Below are 24024 nucleotides of genomic sequence, written 5' to 3'. Positions count from 1 at the left end.
CTTCCCGGCGCGACCCGCGGGTCGCGCGTCCTTCCGCTCCGCTACTGGGGAATCTCCGACATGAAGACCCGTGCTGTTCCACTCCGGCCGCTGCGGCGGTGCCTGCCGGTACTGGCACTGCTGCTGTTGACCTGGCTGCCGCTGGCCGTCCTGGCGCAGCGTCCGAGCGATGGCTTCGATCCGGGCGCCGACGGCAGCGTCCGCCGGCTCTTCGTGCAGGCCGATGGCACGCTGCTGGTCGCCGGCGACTTCACGTCGATCGGCGGTGGCGCGCGCAGCCGCCTGGCGCGGCTGCGCACGGACGGATCGCTCGACGCGGATTTCTCGGTCACGATCGACGGCGTGGTGAACGCCGCGGCCGCGCTGGCCGACGGCCGCATCCTCATCACCGGCGAGTTCACGCAGGTGAACGGCACTGCGCAGCCTTCGCTGGCGCTGCTGCGGGCGGACGGCTCGCTCGACACCGGCTTCACGCTGCAGCCGCCGGGCGGCGCCAATACCGTCTCGACCCTGGTGCGCCAGGACGACGGCAAGATCGTGCTGGGCGGCAACTTCGACCGCCTAGGCGGCCATGCCATCAAGGGCGGCGTCGCCCGCCTTCTCGCCGACGGCGGCCTGGACACCGGTTTCGCCGCGCCGCTGCTCGACGTCGCGGCCCTGGCGACCGACCGGCAGGGCCGGACCTATGCGGCGGGCGCGATCTTCCAGGCACCGATGTACGGTTTCGTTCGCCTCCGGGCCGACGGCGCCCTCGATACGGCGTTCACGCTAGAAGAAGACCTGATGTGGGCCCTGTTCGAGAGCGTGACGCAACTGGCCGTGCAGCCGGATGGCAGCATCCTGGCCGCCGGCTCCTTCACGCTGACGCGCGGCGGGCAGACCTGGACGGGCCTGCTGCGGATCCGGCCGGACGGCAGCCTCGACGAGAGTTTCCGGCCCGGCCCGGACGGTGCCGTGCAGGGTTTCGCGCTGCAACCGGACGGCGCCATCGTGGTGGTCGGCGAGTTCACGACGATCGGTGGCGCGGCGCGTGCCGGCGTGGCGCGGCTGCGCAGCGACGGCAGCGCGGACACGGCCGCGGTTCCGGCTACCGGCAGCGTCCGCGCGGTGGCGATCCAGGCCGACGGCAAGATCGTCCTCGGCGGCGACTTCAGCGCATTGGCCGGCGTCGCCCGCCAGCGGCTGGGCCGGCTGGAACCGGACGGCACGCTGGAGACCGACTTCATCGCCGGCAACGACCCGCTCTATCCGGGCATCGGCGGCGGCGGCTTCCTCGGCGGCGTCGACGGCATGGCCTTGCAGCCCGACGGCCAACTGCTGGTGGTGGGCACCTTCGGCTTCATCGGCGTCGATCCTTACAACGGCGCCGCGCGGATCCGTCCCGATGGCTCCGTGGACGCCACGTTCCAGGCGCCGGATGCGCGTGTGAACCTGCTCGCCTTGCAACCGGACGGCCGCATCCTGGTCGCCGGCGAGTTCGCGAGCATCGGCGGCCAGCCGCGCCCCGGCATCGCGCGCCTGCACGCCGACGGCACGCTGGACGCGAGCTTCGCCGCGCCGGACTGGAGCCAGGGCGGGCAGTCGCCGACGGTGACGGCGCTGCTGCTGCAGCCGGACGGTCGCGTCGTGATCGCCGGCTACTGGCGCGACGGGAACGGCGTCTCGACGATCGAAGTGGTGCGCTTCCAGGCGGACGGTGCGATCGATCCGGGCTTCAGCCGCCCGGCGATCGATTCGACCTACGGCAGCATTTCCGCGCTGGCGCTCGAGTCCGACGGCAGCCTGCTGATCGGCGGCCGCTTCACGTCCGTGTCCGGCGCGCCGCGTTCGGGCCTGGCGCGCCTGCACGCCGACGGCACGCACGATGCTGGTTTCGACGTCGCCGTCGACGCCGACGTCATGGCGATCCAGGTGCTGCCGGATGGCCGCATCGTGATCGGCGGCTGGTTCACCACGGTCCAGGGCGCCGCCCGGTCGCACGTCGCGCGGCTGAGCGCGGCCGGCGTGCTCGATGCCGGCTTTGCGCCGGCCGTGCCCGACGACGTGCTGCTCAACGTGCAGGGCATCGTCCTGCAGGCCGACGGCACGCTGCTGATCGGCGGCTTCGCCGATACCTATTTCGGCCATGTGCTCAAGCTCGGCGCCGACGGCGCGATCGATCCGGACTTCCGCGTGACGACCGACGGGCCGCTGGTCGGCCTCGCCCAGCAGGCCGACGGCAAGCTGCTGGTCGCCGGCGGGTTCCAGGCCGTGGACGGTGCGGCACGCAGCGGGCTGGCGCGCATCGCGACCGGACAGGCGGCCGTGCAGGCGCTGCGGCTGGATGCCGACGGCCGTCTGCGCTGGACGCGCGGCGGCGCCGCGCCGGACCTGCGGGCGGTGCAGTTCGCCTATTCGCTGGACGGCGCCGCCTGGTTGCCGCTCGGTGCGGGTGCGCCTGTCGCCGACGGCTGGACGCTGGCCGGCACGGCGCTGCCGCCCGAGACCGACCTGTGGATCCGGGCGCAAGGTGCGGTGTCTTCCACGCGCCGCTCGCCGGGCTCGCTGTTCGAGACGGTGGCGCGTGTCCGGACACCGTCCGCGGATGCCGCCGACCGCATCTTCGCCGACGGCTTCGGGGACGGCGCGCGCTGAGCGCGCCGACGGTGGCCGGCCGGTGCCGACAGGGCGACCGGCCGGACCGTTCTCCTTCCAACGATCGCTCCCTGCCCATGCCGTCCGCACGCCGCTTGCTCGTCCTTGCCCTCCTGGCGGGCCCCTTGCCGGCCGCGGCCGCCGGTTTCGTCTCGCTCGATCTTCCGGGCAGCCAGGCGGTGGCGATCTCGGCCGATGGCTGCATCGTCGCCGGCAACCTGCTCGGCGATGCCGGTGGCGGCTTCCGCTGGTCCGCGGCCGGTGGTGCCGAGCGGCTCGCCGGCGCGGTCTCGGTGCAGGGCCTGTCGGCCAGCGGCGCCTATGTCGCCGGCGCCGTGCTCGACGGCCTGCAGCGGCAGTTCGCCAGCTACTGGGACGCCGCCGGCATGGCGCACCCGCTCGACTCGATGCCCGGCATCGAGTCGCTCGGCGTGGTCAGCCAGGCCCAGGCGATCAACGACGAGCCGCGCATCGTCGGCAACGCCCGCCGTCCCGGCGGCGGTAGCATCGCCTTCGAGTGGACGCCGCGGCACGGCATGCGTTCGCTGCCGGGCCTGGCGGCCGGCGCCTCGGGCCGGGCGGTCGGTGTCAGCCGCGATGGCAACCGTATCGTGGGCTGGGAGCAGCGCGCCGGCCAGACGACGGGCATCGTCTGGCGGAACGGGCAGGCGCTGCCGCTGCCGATCGCCAGCGGCGCGCCGGCCGAGCTGTCAGGCGCCAGCCGCGATGCCGCGCTCCTGTTCGGCCTGCGGCCGATCGATGGCGCGGCTGCCGCCGCGGCCTACCGCTGGCGCGACGCGGCGACCCTGGAGCTGCTGGCGACGACACCGGAGCCGGCGGCGGCGGCGCGCTTCCATGCCGGCAGCGACGACGGCCGCGTGCTGGCCGGCGGCAGCGACCGCGGCGGCCGGCGCGCGCCGTGGGTGTGGATTGCCGGCGAGGGTTTTGTGGCCCTGCCGGACCTGCTGGCGCGGTACCGTGTGGCCGTGCCGCCCGGCTGGCAGCTCCTGGCGCTGACGGCCGTCAGCGGCAACGGCGAGCGCCTGGCCGGCTGGGGCAAGCGCGACGGCCAGCTCGATTCGTTCGTGGTGGACCTCACCGCCGGCGGACCGGCCGGTGCGTGCACGCTGCCGGCGGTCGCGCGGACGGTGCAGGCGCCCTAGGGCGCGTCATCAATCCCCCGGCAGGTCGCGTTGGCCCTGGAAAGTTGTCAGGGGGTGTTGTGTGGCGCCGCGCCTGACTGGCCGTCAGGTCAAGCCGCGCAACGCACGCTGGCGGCTTTCCAGGGCCAACCCGTAGGGCCGTTCTTGCGTGCGCCCGGGACTGCGTCATCGCTCGGGCGTGGACCGACGTCCACTTCCTCCCTCTTCCTTGTCCCGGACGCACGCAAGAACGGCGCGGCCTACCGAGGGATTGATGACACGCCCTAGCACTCATGGCCGGCGGGCGGAGGCCGGGCTTCCCGCCTCGCATCGATCCGGCGGACCAGCGACAAGGCGCGTCGCGTACCGCATCGGCTCCCGGCGGATGGATCGGGCCGTGCAAGACCGCGGCGCGGGCGCCCTCGGTGCTGACTGCTGATGCCCGCGTGCGCTGGCGTGACGCGCGGGGCGTCGCGCCCCGCAGCGGATCGGGCCGCGCAGTCAGCGGCCGGTGGGCGCGGTATCGAAATCGTCGCCGAAGATCGTGTCGTTCTCCGGCGCTGCCGTCTTGGCCAGCTCGCCGACGAAGGCCAGGCCCAGGCGCGCGAACTTCGCGCTGTTCACCGCCGAATCGCCCATGTTCGCCAGCGTGTCGCCGGTGGTGTGCAGGCGCGGGAAGAACGGCGCCTGCGTGTCGCCCGGCTCGGCCATCATGACGGCCGGGAAGCCGGCACTGGTCCACGAGGCATGGTCCGAGCAGCCGTAGTTGCAGGCGTAGCTGCCGCGGGTCAGGCCCAGCGGTGCGAGATAGGTGTCGAACAGCTCGGCGAGGAAGGTCTTCAGCGCGGCATTGGAGTAGTCGCTGATGATCTTCATGTCGGCGACCGGACCGGCCTTGTAGTTGGTCATGTCCAGCTGCAGTACGCCGACCACGTCCACGCCGGTGCTGGCGAACTGGCGCGCGATCGCGGTGGAACCGCGCAGGCCGACCTCCTCGGCCGCGTAGCCCATGAACTTCACGGTGCGGCGCGGACGCCAGTCGCCGGCCATCGCGACGCGGATGATCTCGGTGATGGTCGCGATGCCGGAGGCGTCGTCGTCGGCACCCGGTGCGATCTGTTCGGGATTGGTGGACTGGCCGTTGATGGAGTCCAGGTGGGCGCCGACGACGACCACCTCGTCCGGCAGCTCGGCGCCGCGGATGGTCAGGATCACCGAAGGCTGCGTGCTGCAGTTGGTGCAGGCGGTGAACAGCTCGGCCGTGACGTCCGCCCGGCCGCCCGCCAGCGCCAGCCAGGTGTCGCGGATCCACTCCGCCGCCTCGCGGCCGTAGGGGCTGGCGTAGTAGCGGTTGCGGTAGCTGGACAGGTGGCTGATCGTCTCGTAGATGGCCAGGTCGCCGACCTGCGGCAGCCAGGCGTCGACGGTGGCCTGGTTGTCGATCGTGTAGGCGCCGCGCGCCGGTGCCGCGATCGCCTCGGCGGTCTTCTCGCCGGCCAGGAAGGCCTCGGCATCCGCGAGCGAATCGAAGGCGAAGTAGCCGCCGCAACGGTGTTCGTACTCGTGCACGTAGTGGGTGATCCGCGCTTGTTGGCGTGCATCGGCCTGCACCAGCATCAGCGGCGTGCCGAGGCTGTCGCGCCGCGGCTGCGCGATCGGCGCGATCGCATGGATGCCCTGGTAGGTCTGCATCGAGGTCACGATGTACTGCGGCCCGGCCGCAGCGGCGTCCGGTGCCGGCGTGGCCGATGCGATCGCCGCCCAGGCGGTCAGGAACAGGGTTGGCAGGACAGGCCGGATCATGAAGGTTGGCACCGTGAAGAGGAGGGCGCTGGTCCGGGCCGCGCGCCACCGCGCGACCGCCCGGACCGGGCGGGGGGCCAGTATCGCCAATCGGACGGCACCGTGCAGTGCCTTCGTCGCACGATCGCCGCGGCGGCGCGTGCGGATGCGGCACCGTGTCCAGCACGCTGCACGCGGCCGGCGCTCCGTCCAGGCCCGGCCGCCGCGGACCGGCGTCCATCGGACGGCGCCGTCGCTGCCGTGCCACTCCGGCGATGGTGCCATTCGCCCCCGCCCGGCAGGCCGGGTTTCGCGCGGTGGCCCGGGTGCTTGTTCCGCGCCGCGCCGCAAGGCAGGCCTTCCTCTTCTTCGTGCCGCAGAAGCGATACGCTAGGAGCCTCTCGGGTCGACACCCTGGAATCTGGCAGCGCTGGAGTCCGTCTCGTGAGAACACACCGGCGATCGGCGGCATTCGCCCGGCCCGCAGCGGGAGGGCCGGTCTCGGTTCCGGCCGGGGCCTGACGCGATGGTTCCGATCCTGCATGGCCCCCGCTTCGACCAGCTCTTCCAGGCGAACATCGTCCTGTCGGCCCGCGCGCGGCGCTACACCGTCACGGGTTTCCCGGGCCCCCTGTCGATCAAGGCCGTGGTCCGTGGAGAGGCCGTCTGGCGCGTAGCCGGTGTGCCGTATCGGGTCGATCGCACGGCCTGCCTCGTCGTGGACCACCATGAGCCCTACGACCTGGTCATCGACGCCAGCGAGCCGGTCGAGACCTTCGTCATCTTCTTCGCGGACGACCTGGCCAGGGACGTCGCGAATGCCCGACTGAGACCGATCGAGAGCCTGCTCGACGATCCGGCACCGCGTGCGCGCGCCGTGCTTTCCATCGCGCGCCGTCTATGGACCGAGGACACGCCCCTGCTGGCGGTGGTGAACCGCCTGCGGCGCACCGCCGCCGACGATCTCATCGTGCTCGACGTCCAGTTGCGGGGCATGGTCGATCACTGCGCCGATCTCCTGGTCCGGGTCCGGTCCGAGCGCGACCGCATCGCGGCGGCCAAGCCGGCCACGCGTGCCGAGCTTCATCGGCGCGTGCTGCGTGGACGGGCCGCCATCGACGAAATGATCGCCTGCCCGTTCGATCTGGAGCAGGCGGCCGCGGCGGCGTTCCTGTCCCCGCACCATTTCCACCGCACGTTCTCCGCTGCGTTCGGCGAAGCGCCCCATGCCTACGTCGAGCGCCGCCGGCTGGCGCGCGCGCGCCGGCTGCTGGAGGAAACCGATGCGCCGATCACGGAGATCTGCGGCGCCGTCGGCTACGAAAGCGCGCCTTCCTTCACGACGATGTTCCGCCGCCGCGTCGGCATGCCTCCGGCTGCCTACCGGCGCAAACTTCGCAAGGCGCGATAAGAGCGGCGCGCCCCGCTTCGGTAGGCTGCAACGGTCAAGGCCGCAAGGGTCCCGTCATGCACCTGCTCATGCTGTTTCCCGCGACCATCCTGCTGACAGCCGCCATTGCTGGCCCCGCTACACGCGCGGCAGCGCCAGAACACGGGGATACGCCCATGATCGAGAACCTGTTCACCGCGATTCGTTCGAAGGACATCGACGCCGTCGTCCATCTGGTCGATGCGGACCCCTCGCTCCTGGCCAAGCGCAACGCGCAGGGGATCTCGGCATTGAGCTGGGCTGCCTACATGAAAGACCCGGCGATCATCGAGGCCTTGCGGGCACGGCGTGGCACGCCGGATCTGTACGAAGCCTGCATCGTCGGCGACGAGGCCGCCGTGGCCGCCGAGATCGCGCGCGATCCGGCGTCGATCAACGTGCCGGCGCCGGACGGGTTCACGGCGCTGGGGCTCGCCGTGTTCTTCGGCCACCCCGCGTTGGCCGCCCGCCTCATCGATGCCGGTGCCGACGTCAATGCGCGTGCGACGAACCGCCAGCACGTGGGGCCGATCCACGCCGCGCTGGCCCGGGAGGACCTGGCGACCCTGGAACGCCTGCTGGTGCACGGGGCCGATCCGAACCTGCCGCAGGAGCAGGGCATCCGTCCGCTCCACGAAGCGGCCCGGCAGGGCAGCTTCACCGCCGCTGCGCTGCTGTTGCTGTTCGGCGCCGATCCGGCGCTCACTTCCGAGGACGGGCAGCGCCCGGCCGATCTGGCACGCTCGGAAGGGCACGCCGCCTGGGCCCGACGGATCGACGCGGCGCGGCCGCCGGTTGCGGTGTCGGCGCCGGCCGGCTAGTGGTGGGCCGCGACGGTGCCGTATACGATGGCGCCCTACGCCGGGGGCCGGGATGAAAGGCAACGGTAGTCGCGCGATCAGTCGTCGGGACGTGCTGATATGGGGCGCAGGCCTCGGCTGCGCCTCCGCGCTTCGAGCCAGCCCGCTGGCCGAGCTCCTGCTCGGGACCGTGCCGTCGCCGCCACCTTCGCGTGCCCTGCGCGATGTGAGTACCTACCTGTCGCGCCTGGAAGGTTTCGGGTTCTCGGGTGCGCTGCTGGTCACCGGGGGCGACACCGTCCTGCTGCGGAGTCTTCACGGCCTGGCCGATCAGGAAACAGGCCGCCGATGGCGGTCCGATACGATCCTCGACATCGGCTCCTGCGCCAAGCAGTTCACCGCGGCCGCGATTCTCGCCCTCGAAGCCGACGGAAAGTTGCGGACGTCCGATCCGGTCTCCAAGCATCTGGTCGGCGTTCCGGCGGACAAGAGCGCGATGACGATCCATCATCTGCTGACGCATACGGCCGGGCTGCGGCTGGATTTCGGCGACGACTACGACGTGATCGCGCGCGACCCGTACGTGGCCGGCGTGCTGGCGGCGCCCCTGCTTCGCAAGCCCGGGGAGAAGCACGCCTACTCCAACGCCGGCTACAGCCTGCTGGCGGCGATCGTCGAGATCGTTTCCGGCACGAGCCTGGACCGGTTCCTCCGTGAACGGCTGTTCGGACCGTCCGGGATGACGTCCAGCGGCTACCAGCTGTCCGACGCCGAGGCGCGCCGCGTCGCTCGCGGCTACGAGGACGGCGAAGACGCCCGGCTGTTGGAGCGGGCACAGGCCACGCGCGGACAGATGTGGAATCTTCTCGGCAACGGCGGGATCTACACGACGCTCGAGGACCTGCAGCAGTGGGCGTTCGCGCTGAGAGGCGATGCCGTGCTGCCCGCAGCGAGCCGGCAGAAGTTCTTCCAGCCGCACGTCCTGGTCAATGCGAACTACCTCGGGTCGGGGACGCAGCTGTTCTACGGCTATGGGTGGTACGTCTCGAAGTCCCCGGCCGGCAAGACACTGATCTGGCACCTGGGCGGGAACCGGGTCACCAATGCGGGACTCCGGTTCCACCTGGACGAGCAGCGGTGGATCGTCTACGGCACCAACGTCTCGGAATTCAACGACCCGCAGTATCCGGTACCGGCGGTCGAGCGCATCATCGCCGGCGAGAGCGTCGAGGCTCCACCGAAGGTACGTCCACTCGCGCCGCGCCCGCTCGCGCGCTTCGCAGGAACCTATCGCGCACCCGGCGGCGCCCTGCTGACATTGGCCGTCCACCGCGGCTTTCTCCTGGCTTCCGGGGAGGGGCAGGAGGCGTTCGCGTTCGTGGCCGATGGGCAATGGACATCGTCGGCGGAGCTCGGCGCACTCAATGCGGCGGCGGCCCAGGCGATCGAAGCCAGCCGGCTGGGACAGGTCGACGCCGTTGCGAAGCACTTCGGGCCGTGGATCGCCAAGGACGAACTGGCCGCGTCCGAGGCGGCCTTCTGGACCAAGCGGCACGACCGCCTGGGCGACTACCGCCGCACGCGCGTCCTGGGCACGTCCAAGCCCACCGGCCGGCGCTACGTGGGAAGGACCATCGTGGCGGTCGACTTCAGCCGCGGCAGCACGTGGCGTGAGTATTTCTGGACGAAGGACGGGCTCGTCGGCGACGTGGGGCCGATCGAGAAACCGCCGGCGGGCCGCTTCTTTCCGGTGTCGGCGACGTGCCTGGTGGCTTTCGACCCGGCCGCCGCGACATCGGCGAAGCTGTGCCTGGACGCCGGCCGGGAGGGAGGCACGGTCGCGATCGCGGGAACGGACATCGTCTTGCGGCGGACCCGGTGAAGCCCCTCGACGCGCCGCGCCGCATGCATCCCCGGGCCGCACAGCCTGCCCGAGGGTCTCGCAACCTGTGGGTGCGCATGCTGTCGTTCATGGCCGTCCTCGGCGTGTCGTTCGCCGGTCCGGCACGTGCCCAGGAGAATCTCGCCGGGCTGTGGAAGGGCTACTGGCAGCGGGACCAGGCGAGACTCGAGGTCGAGGTCGTCTTCACCCACGCGGCGAACGGGTACGCCGGACGGTTTTCCGCCGAGCAGCTTCGTGTCGTGGATGTTCCGTTCCAGCGCGTCAGCGTCGAGCAGGGACGCGTCGCGTGGACCCTGGCCGGCGATGCGACGACGTCGATCTTTCAGGGCGTCTTGGCCGGCGACGTGCTGGAAGGACGGTTCCGCGAGGGCGAGGCCGCAGGCACGTTTCGATTGAAGCGTTCGACCGCGGGCGATGCCGGACCCGCGGAGGAAGCTGTCAGCTTCAGCAACGGTGCCGTGAAGCTGGCCGGCACGCTCGTTAGACCTGCCGGTCCGGGGCCGCATCCGGCGGTCGTCTTCCTGCACGGGTCGGGGCCCGAAGGGCGTTGGGCATCGCGGTTCCTGGCCGATGCCTTTGCCCGCCACGGCATCGCAGGGCTGATCTACGACAAGCGGGGCGTCGGCGCGTCCTCCGGAGACTGGCGCGAAGCCGGGTTTGCGGAGCTGGCCGGCGATGCCCGGGCCGCCGTCGAGATGCTGCGCGGCCGGACCGGAATCGACCCGGCGCGTATCGGCATCCACGGGCACAGCCAGGGAGGAACCCTCGCGCCCTGGGTGGCGGGCGAGGGCGCGCCCGTCGCTTTCGTGATCGGCTCGGCGGCCGTCGGCGTGTCGATGGCGGACGCGGAGACCTTCAGTCTGCGGAACTCCATCGGCGTGGACGATCTCCCGGCCGAGGAACGGATGCTGGCCGAGCGCTTCGTGAGCGCCCTGGTCGCGACCGCCTACCGGGGCGCCTCGCGCGAGGCGCTGGACCTGGCGTGGCAGGCGGCGAGCGGACGGCGTTGGGCGTTCGCTCCCCCGCCGGAATCGGACTTCTACTGGCGTTTCTCCCGGCGCATCGCCTCGTTCGACCCCTTGGTGCATTGGCGGCGGGTCGCCGTGCCCGTCCTGCTCGTCTACGGCGAAGCCGACGAACGCGTTCCACCCAGAGCGAGCGCGGCGCGCATCGCCGAGGCGTATCTGGGCGCTCGAGGGACGCGCCTGGATACGATCTTCTTTCCCGCCGCCGATCACACGTTCCGTCTGCGCGCCCGCGACACCGGACCGTTCGAGTGGCCGACATCCGCGCCGGGCTATCCGGACGTCATCGTCCGCTGGGTGCGGGACGTGACGAACGCCGCTGGCGGCTGACGATTCAGGAGAGAGCGATCCATGAAGCGTGTTCTCCGGAGTTCCCTGGCGCTGCTGGCGCTGGTGTTCGCGACGGCGACAGCGGCTGCGGACGGGCGCTTTCCGCGGGCGTCCCACCACCAGCACCTGATCAGCCCGGCCACCGCCGCCCTGTGGTCGAGCGATCCGCTGGCCGAGGTCGCCCTGCCGCAGCCGTTCACCCGCCTGCTGGCGGCGCGGACCGCGGCGTTCGGCGATCCGGCCGCGCTGGCACGGCTCTATGACGAAGACGCGCTCTTCCTCGCCTCCGACCAGCCGGGCTGGGTGCGCGGTCGCGTCGAGATCGGTCGCCGGCTCGCCGGGACGTTCGGCCGGGCCTACCGCTTCACCGCCGTCGGTTATGAACGGGATGGCACCGCCGGCCGCATCGCCGGCTATCTCACGCGCGGGGACGGCGACGCCGCACGCCATTTCGCCCATGTCCTCCTGGTCCTGCGCAAGGGCGACGATGAGAGCTGGTCGATCGCGACGGAGACGATCCTGTTCGCACCGCCGCGAACGACCGCGCCGATGGATGCCGATCGCCTGATCGCCGACATGGACGCCGCCCACATCGAGCGCGCCGCCGTGCTGTCCGTCGCCTACCTCTACGGCGACCCGCGCCGGCAGGTCGAGGACGAGTACGCGCGCGTGCGTGCCGAGAACGACTGGACCGAAGCGCAGGTCGCGCGTCATCCGGACCGGCTGGTGGCCTTCTGCGGATTCAGTCCGCTGCGCCCCTACGCACTGCGGGAACTGAAGCGCTGCGCGCGGCTGCCGCACACGAAAGGAATCAAGCTGCATCTCGGCAATTCGGGCGTCGATCTGCGCAACCCCGAGCACGTCGCGCGCCTCGCCCGTGTGTTCGCCGCCGCGAACGCACATCGGCTGCCGATCATCGTCCATGCCAAGACGCGGGCGACGGATTACGGTCGCCAGGATGCGCGCGCGTTCCTGGACGACATTCTGCCGAAGGCGCCGGACGTCACGGTCCAGGTCGCGCACATGGCAGGATCGGGGCCGGGCTATCCGGCATTCGCGGACGAGGCATTCGAGGTGTTCGCCGATGCGATCGCGCGCGGCGACCCGCGCACCCGGAACCTGGTCTTCGACGCGGCTACCGTGGTGACGATGGACACGTCGCCGGAAACGGCCGAACGGATCGCGCGGCGCATCCGGCAGGTCGGGATCGAGCGCATCGTGTTCGGGGCGGATCTCGCGGTCGGCGAGGACGGCAATCCGCCGCCGCGACAGGCCTGGGCGGCGTTCCGCATGCTGCTGCCGCTGACCGATGCGGAGTTCGAGACGATCGCCGGGCACGTCCTGCCCTACCTGCGTTGAGGTGGAACGGTCGATGGTGATGCCCCGCGTGCGGCGCAGCGGCAAGATCGATCTGCGTACCGTGCAGCATGATGATTTGGAGGGCAGTGAGCACCGGCCCAGATCATGTCACCGGCACTGGAAGTCGTCCGTGCCCACCGGCTCGCAACCGTCGCCCCAGTGTCCGGTCTGGCGCCAGTAGGCGACCACGCCGGCCTCGGTCAGCAGCGTCTTGAAATCCGGGTGCGCACGCAGGTCGGAGTAGGGCGCATTCCAGAATGCGACATAGGGGAACTGCGCCATGCTGCCTTCCTTGAATCCCGCCTGGGTTTGCAGGTTCTTGCGCAGCGCGGCCACGGCCAGGTCGGCGTCGCCCAGGGCATCGGCCACGTTGATCCACGCGTGCGCGACGTCGATGCCGCCGTCGTAGGCGTCGTCGGCGAGCGCTTTGCGCACCAGGGCCAGCATCGCCTCGCGGTCGTCCAGCACCTTGCCCAGGTCGTGGAAGAACGGCGTATCGAAACTCTGCCGCACCAGGCGGCGGTGCAGTTCGCGCAGGTCCTCGAGTCCGCCGGGCCGCTTGCCCGCCAATTGGCGGAAGAAGGCGACATAGTCCGGCTCCAGCTGGTTGCCTTCCAGCTTCCGGCCGCGCTGGTACTCCGCCTCGGCATCCTGATAGCGGCGCGCGGCGGTGTAGTCGAACTGCAGGTCGCGGGAAAGGAACAGCGCCATCGGCTCGATCGCGCGCACCTGTTCGACCAGCGCCACGGCCTCGTCCAGGTGGCCCATGGCGTAGATCATGTAGCTGTAGTCCCAGACGCGCTCCTTGCTCGGCGGGCCGGAATCCACGATCTCCTTCGCCAGGGCGATGGCCTCGGCGCGCCGGCCCTGGCGCCACAGCGCATTGGACCGGTCGCGCTTGGCCACCCAGCTGTCCGGCGCGATCCGCGCGATGCGCTCACGCACCTGCAGCGCCTCGGCCCGCAGCCGCTCGGCCTGCGTGCCGCCGATTTCCTGCGCCACGGCAGTCAGCGAGCCGGCCAGCGCGTCCCAGCACAAGGCGCACTGCGGATCGAAGGTCACCATTTCGCGCGCCAGCTGCAGGCGTTCGCGGTCGTGAGCGAAATCGAACTGTTCCCGCATCACGATGCTGCGCCAGCGCAGGAAGCGCTCGTAGGCCTCCACCTGGGTGGTGCCGCCCTGCTCGCGGTTGAACCTGGCCACGTCCAGCTTCACGCTCAGGGCCAGCGCCACGTCGCGCGAGATTTCCTCCTGCACCGCGAAGACGTCGCGCAGCTCGCGCGCGTAGGTCTTGGACCACAGGTGGGTGCCGTCGTCGGCGCGGACCAGTTGCGCGGTGACGCGCAGGTGCTCGCCCTCCTTGCGCACGCTGCCTTCCAGCAGGTAGGCGACGTCGAGCTTGCGGCCGATGGCGCGCAGGTCCTCGTTCTTGCCCTTGAACGAGAAGCTCGACGTGCGTCCGGCCACCCGCAGCGCCTGCGCTTGCGCCAGCTGGTTGAGGATTTCCTCGGCCAGGCCGTCGGCCAGGTACTCCTGGTCGCGTGCCCGGGAAAGATCGGCGAACGGCAGTACCGCCAGCGAAGGCCGCACCGGCGCCGCGGGCGGATCGTCCTGGGCGGTGGGCGTCGCGGTGGGTTCGTCCTCGCGCAGCAGCCATGCCGCCGCCGCGAGTGCCAGCGCCGCGGCAACGGCAGCGGCGGTGAGCCAGGAGCGGCGCGTCCGGGCCGCTCCCGGTGCCGCGCCGGCCGGAGGCGGCGTCGGCGGCAGTGCGTTCGTTGCAGCGGGGAACTCGGCCGCCGGCGTTGCTTCCGGCACCGGTGCCGGTACCGGCAGGTCGAAGCGGTAGCCGATCCCGTGCACGGTATGCAGCAGGCGCGGGTGCTGCGCGTCTTCGCCCAGCGCCTGGCGCAGCAGGCTCATGATCCGGTTCAGCACGCTCGGGGTGACGTGCCGGTGACTCCAGACCGCGTCCAGGATCTCGTCCCGGGTGAACACCTGGCCCGGCGAACCGGCCAGCAGCGCGAGCACGGCGAAGGCCTTGGGTTCCAGCGCCTGCTCGGCCCCCGCGCGCGACAGTCGCCGGCCGGCGAAGTCGATGACCACGTCGTCGAAGGCGAGGCTGCGCGGAACGGGTTGCGACATGCGGTCTCCCGACGGGAAAGCCCCCGTCCGATCAGTATAGATGCGCGGCCGTCCGGGCCGGCCTAAACCCCTTCTGAGCTTTTCCTCACCACCCTGCGCAAGGCCTGCGGCGTTCCTCAAGACGTGCCCGCGCCGCCGCGGGAAGCTGGCCGCGCCGGAAGCGATCCGGTGCCATCCACCTGCGGGGAGCACGCCGTGAACGAGCAAGCCAGGCCGACCATGGGCCGGGTCCAGCCCCAGCCCGCTCCCGTCGAAGACCGCGTGCTCCGCGGGGTCGGCCGCTTCTACCGGTTCGCGGCCCTGGCGGGCCTGGCGGCGTTCGGCAGCTACATCATTCTCCGGGCGGCCGGCGCCACGTTCAAGAATTTCGAACAGTGGCACACCCTGGTGGCAGGCCTGCCGATGCCGACGGTGTCCGACTGGATCGCCAACATCGGCATCGGCGTGCACTTCGTCACGGGCGCGGTACTGGTGCTGGCCTGGCCGATCCTGTTCTCGGCCCGGATCCGGGCCCGCCATCGCGCCGTGCACCGCTGGACCGGCCGGGTCTACGTGAGCGCGGGTGTCCTGGCGGGGATCGGCGGCCTGTCGTTCATTCTGACCCACGGCGCCTACACCCGGTCGGCCTCCATTGCATTCGGCCTCTGGGGGGCGGTGCTGACGTTGAGTGCGGTGATGGCGTACGTCCATGCCCGCGCGAAACGGTTCGACCTGCACCGGGCGTGGGTCATCCGCCTGTTCGCGATGGTGCTCGGCGCGTGGCTGTTCGATCTCGAATTCCGGGCCTGGAAGGACCTTGCCGGTGGCATCGGTATCGGCAAGGGCGGCGCGAGCGGGCCGTTCGACCAGGCGATCCTGTACCTCTTCTTCGTCCCCAACCTGGTGATCGCGGAGTTCTTCATCCGCAACGCGCACCGGCGGATCGTCCTGCCACGCCGCCTGACGTGGCCGGCCGTGGCCGTGCTCGCAGTCACCGGGCTGGTTTTCGCCTATGCGATCCTTGCGGTCAGCGCCACCCCCACCGGGAAATACGGAAAGCACCTGTTGCAGCTCGTACCCCGCTGATCGCAGGACGGCGCGCGGATCGCGCGGCGGCAGGCCTTCGCGGAAAAGCGCCTGCCGGATCGTGGCGGCCATGGTCCGGCGATCGTCGGCTTCCCGAGAGGAACGTCCAGGCTGGGCGCCTTCGCGCGGCTCGATCCTGCCCGCGTATCAGCCGTGGAGAGCGGCGGTGCGCCGTCCGCGTCGAACGGCGCGTGCAGTGGTGTGGGTCAGTCCCGCGATGGTCCCGAGGGCACGAACGGGACGGCGCGCCGGGCGTCGGGCGTCGAGATCGCCAGCTGCGGCGGCCCCGGTTGCGCTGCGCGAGGCACGGCCTTGCACCGGGCATGTCCGGATGCCCGCAGAGCGGCTTGGCGTCACAGGTTGGGTGACGGCGCGCTGGTACCGCCGCGAAACACGCCATCGCGCGCAAGTGCCTGCTGCTGCGGCGTCATGCTGTGGGTGACGATGATCTGCCCACAGGAACTCGATTCGAAGTGGAAGGGCGCGATGGCGAGAAAGTAGTCGCCGCTGTCCACCTGGGCGAGGTCCAGCGTATCGACCACGCTGCCGGAGTCCACCGCGTATCCGCACGGCGCGTTGTTGCCGCATTGCGCGCGCAACAGGAACAAGGCCGGATCGTAGCCCGCACTCGCCGACTGCACTGAAATCTGCCCGATCGGGTAGGGCAACGGCATGCGTATGACCAGGGCCGGGCCGGTCAACGCGAACATGCCGCAGGCGACGACGAGGCTGTTGTCGCCGCTCAGGCACGTATTGAAGAAGGTCGATTCATTGACGGTCAGCACGGAGGGGGCAGCGCAGGTCTGGGCGCCCGCCTGGCCGATGACCATCGCGGCGCCGAGCACGATGCCGGACGGGAGTAGCGACAAGGAACGCCAGGTGCTCATGATCCCTTCTCCTTCGGTGATTCCGGGTTCCGGGGCTGGTCTGGCCTCGATGAGATCGCGCTTGGACAGCGTCATTTCTCGCGCGGGGACGGCCCGCGGGCGGTCGCGGCCCCTGTCCCGCAGTATTTCGCGGGCATGCGGCGGACGCTTGAGGAAAGGCATGGGGCCTGGCGAGGCCGCGTCCGCATTCCTTAGGGAAAGCTTGGGGCGGCATCCGGCCGCCCGTGCGCGCGGGCCTTCCGGCGCCGGCGCTCGCCTCGATCAGGCCGAGCGAATACGAGGCCTGGCCAGCCGCCATCGCCCCGCCGGCAGCGCGCGCGGGCGGGGCCTCGTCCTGGCCGAGGGCCAGTCCGCGGCATCGCCACGGAATCGCGGAAGGCGCCTGCGCGCCGCGTCCTGACGGACGCTCCGACCGGCGTGGCGCCCGTCAGCGGGGACGTGATCGCCGCGGTGATTGCCGCGGCGTCGGGGCTCAGTAGCGTGCCGCAGTCAGCGGTGCGTCTGCCCACTGCCACGCGGCCGCCTGCCGACGCGCCGTTTCGTGCGCGGCATCGGCCTGCCCGAGTTCGCGTTGCGCCTGCGCCAGGCCGAACAGCGACCAGCCGTTGTCCGGATAGGTCTTCAGGTCGTGGCCGAACGCTTCCGCTGCGCCGTTCGCATCGCCTGCTTCCAGCAGCGCGGCGCCCAGGTAGGGCCGGACCGGCAGCGGCCAGTCCGCCGGTTCGTTGTAGGCCAGGGTGTCCTCGACGGCCGCCGCTTCGCGCAACGCGGCGATGGCCTGCGGGTGCTCGCCCTGCGCACGCAGCAGTTCCCCGCGCAGCAGGGCGTCGGCGACGCGCAGCACGGTGTCGGCGTGGTTGATGTCGAAGAAGCTCACCGTCGCCATGGCCGGGTCGCGCGCGATTGCATGCAAGGCGTCGGCTTCACGCCCGGCCTCGGCCAATGCGCCCTTGCGCACGTGGGCCATGCCGCGGGCGAAGTGCCGGATCGCGGCGGGGTAGGGCAGCTCCGGTGGTGCGCTGGAATCGGACAGGATCGCGTCCCAGTCGCCGAACCGGACCTGGACCAGCGGGGGCGCCACCACGTACTGCTGCATGAATTCCATCGGCGGCTGGCCCATCGCGGCGCGGTCCGCGCGCTGGGCGGTCTGTCCCGCCGCTTGCAGCGCCAGCGTGCGTGATCCGGTCAGGCTGGTGGTCATCGTGACGAAGTGCCAGTTGTGCGGCACGTAGCCCAGCGGGTAGACCCCGTTGCTGCCGCGGCACACCGCCAGGAAATCCTTGTCCGCGGTGGTCGCGGCGAAGTTGGTCAGCGTCGCGTCGTGGTAGCGGCCGACGCGGATGTAGGTATGCGCGGGCATGTGCACGAGGTGGCCGGAGCCGGGTGCGAGCGCGGCCAGCGCATCGGCATAGGGCAGGGCGCGCTCGGGCGCGGGCGAGGCCTCGGTGGCGTGGATGTAGTAGTGCATCGCACCGATGTGGCGTGGGTTTCGCGCCAGCACGCGTTCCAGTTCGCCGAGGATGCGCGCAGTGAACTGCGCCGGGGCGCCATCGTTCTCCCAGTACGCCCAGGGCGAGAGGTCCATCAACGCTTCCGTGTACAGGGTCGCCGCATCGTCGTCGTCGGGGAACTGCGTGACCACGTGGGCCATCGCCTCGGCGTAGGCGCGATCCAGTGGCTGGCGGTCCTCCGGCGCCGGGTCGGCGTAGCGCGCCTGCAGCGCCTGGATCAGTGCACGGTCGGCCGGGCGCGCCGATCCGGAGAGGCGCGCCGCCTGCGCGGCGAAGGCGGTGGCGTCCTTCGCCAGCGCCGGATCCATCGGCAGGTTGATGTTGGGCCCCAGCACCAGGGCCTGGCCCCATACGCACATCGCGCAGTCCGGGTCGAGCCGCGCCGCCTCGGCGAAGGCGCGCCCGGCCGCCTCGTGGTTGAAGCCGTAGGCCATGCGCAGGCCCTGGTCGAAGTAGCGCTGGGCCGTGGGCACGCGCGTGCCCACATCACGGTGCAGGTCGCCGAAGGTGTCGAACAGCGGGACGGCGGCATCGGGAGCGGCAGCGGCACCGGTGGTCGTTTTCTGCACCGGATCGCAGCCGGCCAGCAGGACCACCAGCAGCGGCAGCAGCAAGGATCGACGAATCATCATGGTCTCCCCCCAGAGTGGTAGGCCGACAGTAGCAGAGCCCGTGGACGGGGGGCGGGCAAGGCGGCCCTCGCGTGTTTCAGCCGCTGACCCCTGTCCCGGAAAGATCCGGAGCCCTGTCGGGAAGACGCATGCACGGGCCGGAAACCGGATGAGCTTTGCGGGAGGGGCTGGCATACCCGAGCCGAGGGCGGCGAAAATCGATCATGCGCGGGGAGATCGTCGCTTGGGTGCCGATCGTGGGGGGATGGGTGCCGCGGGCCCATCCAGCGCTCAGCGGAGGAGGATGAGCAGGCGTCGGCGGGTCCGGCTACACGCCAGCTCGTTGGCCGGACCTGACAGCCCTGGGGGCGAGCGACATCGCGGTGATGGTCCGATGCGACGTACCGCATCGTGATCCGGCTATCAGTCTGCACGACACGAATTCGGAGTTCTTCATGGACCACCCCCCGCAGGAAAAAACACCGCACGTCAGTCTCGATACGGCCGTCGAGCTGTCTTTTGACTACCTCAAGCAGTTGGGGACGGTCGCCATGACGGCTGCCGGCGGACTTATCGCGCTGGTCCAGTTCGTGGATGGCGACAAGAAATTCTTCATCAAGATCATGCTGGCGGCCGGCCTCATGTTCCTGTCGGCGCTGCTGGCCTTCTTTGTACAGTTCTCACTGATGGACCGGATCCGGCAAAGTCATGAGATCCTGCGAAAGCGTGAGCGGACAGACTATCCCCATGCGGGAGCGAAGAAGCTCGAGAGACTGTTCGAGGGGCTGGCGCTCTGGCTCTTGTCCATCAGCATGGGCATTGCCTTGCAGGCACTGATCGGCATCGGCATGCCCTCCTGACAGGTGTTTCCAGCCGATGCTGCTTCGCGGCGTGGCTCGATCCGGTCGTCGGCACCCGCGGAGGGCCAGCACCGGCACGGTCAGGGCGCGCATCGCCGAAGGCAAGGCCTTCGGCAGCGAGGGCTACCACAGCGTCGTACCGCTTTTGCGCGAAGCATTGCATGCCAGCCAGGCACCTGGTGGACCGGCTGACCGCGATCGCAAGGGCGTGGGCGCCGGCATGCGCCGGCGCCGGTCGCGTTCAGTCGCCCAGGTCCGCGAGAAGCGGGCGTGCGGGCGCGAAGAACACGACACCGGTCATGGCTTTCGAGAAATCCAGGACGCGGTCGTGCAGGGGCGGCGGATCGCCGATGAACATGTGTTCGAGCATCTTCTCGATCACCCACAGGTATCGCGAGTAGCCGATGAAATAGGTGCCGTACTCGCCGCGACCCGGGGTGGCGAAAGGCATGTTGTCGCGCAGGATGTCGTGCTCGCCCTGCGCGTCGGTGATCGTGCACAGTGTCTTGTGGGATTTCTGATCGGGCGCCGGTGCATCGGGCAGTTCGGTGTTGCCATGTTTCGTGCGTCCGATGATCTGCTCCTGCGTCTCCACCTTCAGAGCACGCCACGCCGCCAGGTCGTGCAGATACTTCTGAATCACCACGTAGCTGCCACCGGCGTAGTCCGGGTCCTCCTCGCCGACGATCGTAGCCGCAGGCAGCGCCAGCCCGTCCGGGTTCGCGGTGCCATCGACGAACTCGAGCAGGTCGCGGCCGTCGAAGTAGCGAAAGCCGGCTACGTCATCCAGTGGAACGGCCGCGTCGCCGAAGGCCTCCAGAAGGATCTTCTCGAACTCGACGACCAGGTCCATGGACGGGGCGCGGATGTGGTAGAGCAGGTCGCCGGGCGTGGACACGGCGGTGTGCTTGGCGCCTTTGATTTCCTTGAACGGCCTCAGCTCCTTGGGCAAGGGCCGGCCGGTCAGTGGATGCCAGACACGGTGAGCGATACCGACGTTGCAGGTGAACGTGTGGCTGATGTCGCGGACGGTGATGCTCTTGATCAGGTCGTCCGTGCTGCCCAGCACCGAACGTGCGGTCGCCAGGGACGCGTCGTCGTCCTTGATCGCCAGGACGAGGAAGGCGGCGGCGACCGATAGCGGCGCATCGATGTACTGCGGCTCGGTGTCGAGCGCCTGCTTCGTCGCGGAGATCGGCGCGGGGCGGGAGGGCACGTATCCTTTCCTTTCAACGGATGGGGGGATTCACGCGCTACGGCGTCTACCCGGTCATGGTATCGGCCACGGCGGAGACGTCCATAGCCAAGTCCACGCCAATCGTTATAGTGCTCATCGTGACGTCGCTGCTGCCTGCACTGAGCCGTCGCAGCCGTTTGAAACTGGCCGAAATCCCGCGGCACGCGCGTGCTTCCGGGACCGGTCGTGTCGCTGATCATTAGAGATAAAAAATTGAGTTACAAAGAAAAAATTCTTTCGGTCGCGCCCATGATGGAACGGGCGGAAAGTCCTTGAGTTTCAGTTGCTTGAAAAGGGGCGTGTGCAGTATGTGTGCATTAATTGCGCACCACTATTGGTTAGCGCGTGCTGTTGTCTTAGTGAGGATGGCTCGCCACGGCTAAGCGTTGAGTTTGAACGTCATCACGGTTTCGGTGCGCATTCGCTTGGACAAGGCACCGTGTGCAGTCATGGGCAGGTAGCGGCTTCCGGTCGGCAGTTCTCGTTCGCGCAACTGCGCCAGAGTCAGGCCCGCCAGTTCGGCGGCCTTCGCTACGCCTTCGGAGTTGCGGATGAAGACCTCCTTGAGGCACGAGTTGCCCACCACGAACGTGGCCTGTCCGGAGGTCTTCAGTACCCGCTCGACCTGGGTGAGCATACGCACCAGATCGCCGGCGTATCGCTCGACCATGTGGTGCTGGCGCGGGGTCAGGGTCTTGACATCGCACATGGCTGTGGCCACGTCATGTATGGCGCGATCCGCGACCGCATCGGCAGCTCGTTCGGCACCAATCGTTGTCGATCGGATCGTGCGCAACTCTTCGAGGCGATACCCGAGCCACACCAGCGACATCCGGTGTCCGCGCATATAGTCGATGGCGTTCAGATAGGGTGGTGAGGTCAGGATGGCATCGACGCTGCGTGCCTCGAGCGTCAACGCGCGCGCATCACCAATCTCGATACGAGCGGCCTGTGGAGGACGGTTCTCAAGCAGACGACGCTTGAGTTGCTGCACCGAGCGCAGGAAGTTCGCATTGACATCATAGTCCGAGGTCTCGGCCACACGATGTGGTCGACTATGCGAGGTGTCGCGGGCTAGCGAAGCCCCTTGCTCCTTGGTCACGATCAGTCGACTTAGGGCGATGGACATCACATCCAGCGCGGCCCGGCGCCGCCCAGACAGGCGGGCGCACCGCAGCTCATCCAGGACATAGGCTAGGCGCGTCAGCGCCCGGCGCTGCGGTCCGTCGAACCAGTAGCGCACGAAGGCACGTGTCTCCTCGTCGTGCCAGTGCAGCGTCTGGGAGCGTAGGTCCACGACGGTGGCCCCATCCATCAGTCCCTGCACTTCACGATCGAGGACGGCCTCGTCGACCGGTGCGGTCCACACCCGGCTCATCAGCACGGCCAAGGGGTCCATGTCGAAGCCGATCGCACGATGGCCCAAAGCCAGGGCTTGGCGCAGGACGGTACCCGACCCTGCCATCGGGTCTAGTACGAGGCTGTCTGCTGGTAGATCCGCCAGGGAAGATAGCGCCAACTCCGGGGCCATGCGTGCCGGAAAGGGATGTATGGTGCGGATTTGCATACGGACAGGCTCGGCAGGGGCGGTGGGGCCGCGGTCAGCGTAGGAGGGTGTCATATCGTGCGCTGAGATCGGCGCGAAGTCGGGGTCACAGATGCCAGCGCCCGCTGGAGTTGAGCTAATGCGGTGTGCACAGCGTCCCAGCCCTGGATTGCACTAGGCTGCGGGAGAACGCTCTCGCCCAATATATTCATACAATGAATCACGATATGCGCGGGAGGCGCGACCCGGCCGCTCTCGTACTTGCTGACGAGACCCTGACTTTTGCTCACCCGCGCCCCGAAATCGCGCTGCGATAACCCTAAAGCTGTGCGAGCGCGCAAGACAAGTTGTGCCGGATCAGGCGAGGATGTAGGCTTCATAGGACGCCATGGTGGCATGCATATTATGAATATGCCACTGCTGCACCGTGACTGGATGGAGCGGATTGGGGGGGCGATGCAGTTCGTGGAGGTGACATCGCCAGCACAGGTGCGCGCGCGCCGGCTTGTTGACGCGCCCTTGTCCGGCCATTGGGATCAGGCCGACACGCCCGAGCCCAGGCTGCACCGTATCCATGCCTATCCCGCGAAGTTTCCGGCCTTCCTAACCGGGCGTGCCTTGGCCTACGGCGCAGCCCAAGGTATGCGTATCAAGCGCGTAGGGGACGTGTTCTGCGGCTGCGGCACCGTGGCCCATGAAGCACGGCGTGCCGGGCTTGCGTTCTGGGGCTGCGATGTCAATCCGGTAGCGACGCTGATCGCGCGCACCAAAAGCACCCCTTGCTCAGGGACGGCAGTGCGTAAGCGCAGCGACGCCATTGTCCAGGCCATGCGTACCGCGTCTCGCCGGCACGGATTGACCGAACCGGCTGCCCGGCGCCTCCGCCGCTGGTTTGCACCCAAATCGTTCGAGGACTTGGCGCGCCTGCGTAACGCGATCAAAGCGGAGGTGCCTGCGCGGTCCAAGTACCGGCCAGTCTTCTATTGCGCGTTCTCGGCGATTCTGAAGAGCTGCTCGCGCTGGCAGCAGCGCGCCATCAAGCCTGCGCTCGATCCGGACAAGATGCCGCAGGATGTACGCAAAGCCTTCCTGGAACAGGTCGAGTTGATGGCGCAGGCCTTCGACGAAGCCGGCGACGCCGCTGCCCCGGGCCCTATGCCGGACATTTGGCACGCCAACGTACTCACCGTGACGGCCCCCGCGCAGCCAGTGGACCTGATCGTGACCAGCCCGCCGTACGTCACCTCCTATGAATACGCGGACCTGCACCAGCTCTCGTCGTTGTGGCTGGGTTACGCGCAAGACTACCGCGAGCTGCGCATTGGGTCGATCGGCAGCAGCCAGCATGCGCTGAACTTCAGGCGCGGCCATGCCGCGCTCAACCACATCGGCCGGCAGATCGTATTCACGCTGTATTCCCAGGATTCGGCTGCCGCCGAGGCGGTCGCCAACTACTTCCTGGACATGCAGCGTGTGGCCGAGCGGTGTCTCGAGTTCCTTTCGACGAAAGGCATGGCGATGTTCGTGATCGGCAATACCTACTATCGCGGCGTCGAGATCGATAACGCTGCGCATTTGACTGAGGCCTTGTTGCAGGCGGGCTTCCGCTCCGTGCGCGCTGCGCGCCGGCGCATCTCCAACAAATGCGCAACGCCCTATCGTGATGGGGTGGGGCGCTACACCCGATCGCGTACTCCGCGTCCACTGTATGCTGAAGAATTCGTTCTAATTGCCCATATATGAGCCGAGCCAAATCCCTGA

General features: G+C 69.5%; 17 protein-coding genes. 10 read left to right on the top strand and 7 right to left on the bottom strand.

What is annotated here, in order from left to right:
- The first annotated feature begins 60 nt into the window (after positions 1-60).
- Together I596_RS13235 and I596_RS13230 are read left to right on the top strand one after the other, a co-directional pair.
- On the top strand, positions 61-2634 hold the full coding sequence (locus I596_RS13235) for a delta-60 repeat domain-containing protein (protein WP_067648811.1): 2574 nt from the start codon (positions 61-63) through the stop codon (positions 2632-2634).
- 77 nt (positions 2635-2711) lie between these two features.
- Positions 2712-3797 (top strand): hypothetical protein, encoded by a 1086-nt coding sequence (locus I596_RS13230; protein ID WP_067648808.1) that lies wholly within the window; start codon positions 2712-2714, stop codon positions 3795-3797.
- Positions 3798-4277: 480 nt separating this feature from the next.
- On the opposite strand, the gene I596_RS13225 is transcribed toward I596_RS13230, so the two are convergent.
- Positions 4278-5579 carry a M20/M25/M40 family metallo-hydrolase gene (locus I596_RS13225; protein WP_190278909.1) on the bottom strand — a complete coding sequence of 434 codons (1302 nt, stop codon included), beginning with the start codon at positions 5577-5579 and terminating at the stop codon, positions 4278-4280.
- A gap of 505 nt (positions 5580-6084) precedes the next feature.
- Between I596_RS13225 and I596_RS13220 the strand changes: the two genes are divergently transcribed.
- The 5 genes from I596_RS13220 to I596_RS13200 all read left to right on the top strand — a co-directional run bounded on the left by I596_RS13220 (position 6085) and on the right by I596_RS13200 (position 12404).
- A complete protein-coding gene (locus I596_RS13220; protein ID WP_067648802.1) occupies positions 6085-6969 on the top strand; it encodes a helix-turn-helix domain-containing protein in 885 nt (294 codons plus the stop codon).
- Between the two features lie 155 nt (positions 6970-7124).
- Positions 7125-7808 (top strand): ankyrin repeat domain-containing protein, encoded by a 684-nt coding sequence (locus I596_RS13215; RefSeq protein ID WP_067648799.1) that lies wholly within the window; start codon positions 7125-7127, stop codon positions 7806-7808.
- A gap of 52 nt (positions 7809-7860) precedes the next feature.
- Positions 7861-9669, top strand: a complete 1809-nt coding sequence (locus tag I596_RS13210; RefSeq protein WP_083965567.1) for a serine hydrolase domain-containing protein — start codon at positions 7861-7863, stop codon at positions 9667-9669.
- A 77-nt stretch (positions 9670-9746) separates the two neighbouring features.
- Positions 9747-11045 carry an alpha/beta hydrolase family protein gene (locus tag I596_RS13205; RefSeq protein WP_067648794.1) on the top strand — a complete coding sequence of 433 codons (1299 nt, stop codon included), beginning with the start codon at positions 9747-9749 and terminating at the stop codon, positions 11043-11045.
- 21 nt (positions 11046-11066) lie between these two features.
- Positions 11067-12404 (top strand): amidohydrolase family protein, encoded by a 1338-nt coding sequence (locus tag I596_RS13200; protein ID WP_067648791.1) that lies wholly within the window; start codon positions 11067-11069, stop codon positions 12402-12404.
- Between the two features lie 108 nt (positions 12405-12512).
- Here I596_RS13200 and I596_RS13195 read toward each other — a convergent pair whose 3' ends face one another.
- Positions 12513-14546, bottom strand: coding sequence for a winged helix-turn-helix domain-containing protein (locus I596_RS13195; protein ID WP_067648787.1), 2034 nt, complete (start codon positions 14544-14546; stop codon positions 12513-12515).
- Positions 14547-14741: 195 nt separating this feature from the next.
- On the opposite strand from I596_RS13195, the gene I596_RS13190 reads away from it, so the two are divergent.
- Entirely contained in the window at positions 14742-15611 is an 870-nt protein-coding gene (locus tag I596_RS13190) for a DUF2306 domain-containing protein (RefSeq protein ID WP_190278908.1), read from the top strand.
- Between the two features lie 353 nt (positions 15612-15964).
- Here I596_RS13190 and I596_RS13185 read toward each other — a convergent pair whose 3' ends face one another.
- Positions 15965-16573 carry a hypothetical protein gene (locus I596_RS13185; protein ID WP_150132150.1) on the bottom strand — a complete coding sequence of 203 codons (609 nt, stop codon included), beginning with the start codon at positions 16571-16573 and terminating at the stop codon, positions 15965-15967.
- A 397-nt stretch (positions 16574-16970) separates the two neighbouring features.
- A complete protein-coding gene (locus tag I596_RS13180; protein ID WP_067651953.1) occupies positions 16971-18638 on the bottom strand; it encodes a tetratricopeptide repeat protein in 1668 nt (555 codons plus the stop codon).
- A 437-nt stretch (positions 18639-19075) separates the two neighbouring features.
- Here I596_RS13180 and I596_RS13175 point away from each other — a divergent pair, with 437 nt between their 5' ends.
- On the top strand, positions 19076-19480 hold the full coding sequence (locus I596_RS13175; protein WP_067648778.1) for a hypothetical protein: 405 nt from the start codon (positions 19076-19078) through the stop codon (positions 19478-19480).
- A gap of 241 nt (positions 19481-19721) precedes the next feature.
- On the opposite strand, the gene I596_RS13170 is transcribed toward I596_RS13175, so the two are convergent.
- From I596_RS13170 to I596_RS19290, 3 genes are all read right to left on the bottom strand, one after another.
- The gene (locus I596_RS13170) at positions 19722-20696 is read right to left on the bottom strand and encodes a Dyp-type peroxidase (RefSeq protein WP_067648775.1); all 975 of its coding nucleotides are present in this window, start codon (positions 20694-20696) and stop codon (positions 19722-19724) included.
- Positions 20697-21096: 400 nt separating this feature from the next.
- Positions 21097-22284 (bottom strand): TRM11 family methyltransferase, encoded by a 1188-nt coding sequence (locus tag I596_RS13165; RefSeq protein WP_067651950.1) that lies wholly within the window; start codon positions 22282-22284, stop codon positions 21097-21099.
- Positions 22285-22334: 50 nt separating this feature from the next.
- Entirely contained in the window at positions 22335-22643 is a 309-nt protein-coding gene (locus tag I596_RS19290; RefSeq protein ID WP_190278907.1) for a helix-turn-helix domain-containing protein, read from the bottom strand.
- Positions 22644-22668: 25 nt separating this feature from the next.
- On the opposite strand from I596_RS19290, the gene I596_RS13160 reads away from it, so the two are divergent.
- A complete protein-coding gene (locus tag I596_RS13160; protein WP_150132149.1) occupies positions 22669-24006 on the top strand; it encodes a TRM11 family methyltransferase in 1338 nt (445 codons plus the stop codon).
- Positions 24007-24024: the final 18 nt, after the last annotated feature.

This window comes from Dokdonella koreensis DS-123, from assembly GCF_001632775.1.
Lineage (GTDB): Bacteria > Pseudomonadota > Gammaproteobacteria > Xanthomonadales > Rhodanobacteraceae > Dokdonella > Dokdonella koreensis.
The sequence above is the reverse complement of the archived record's forward strand: the minus strand, read 5'-3'. Positions and strand labels throughout refer to the sequence as shown.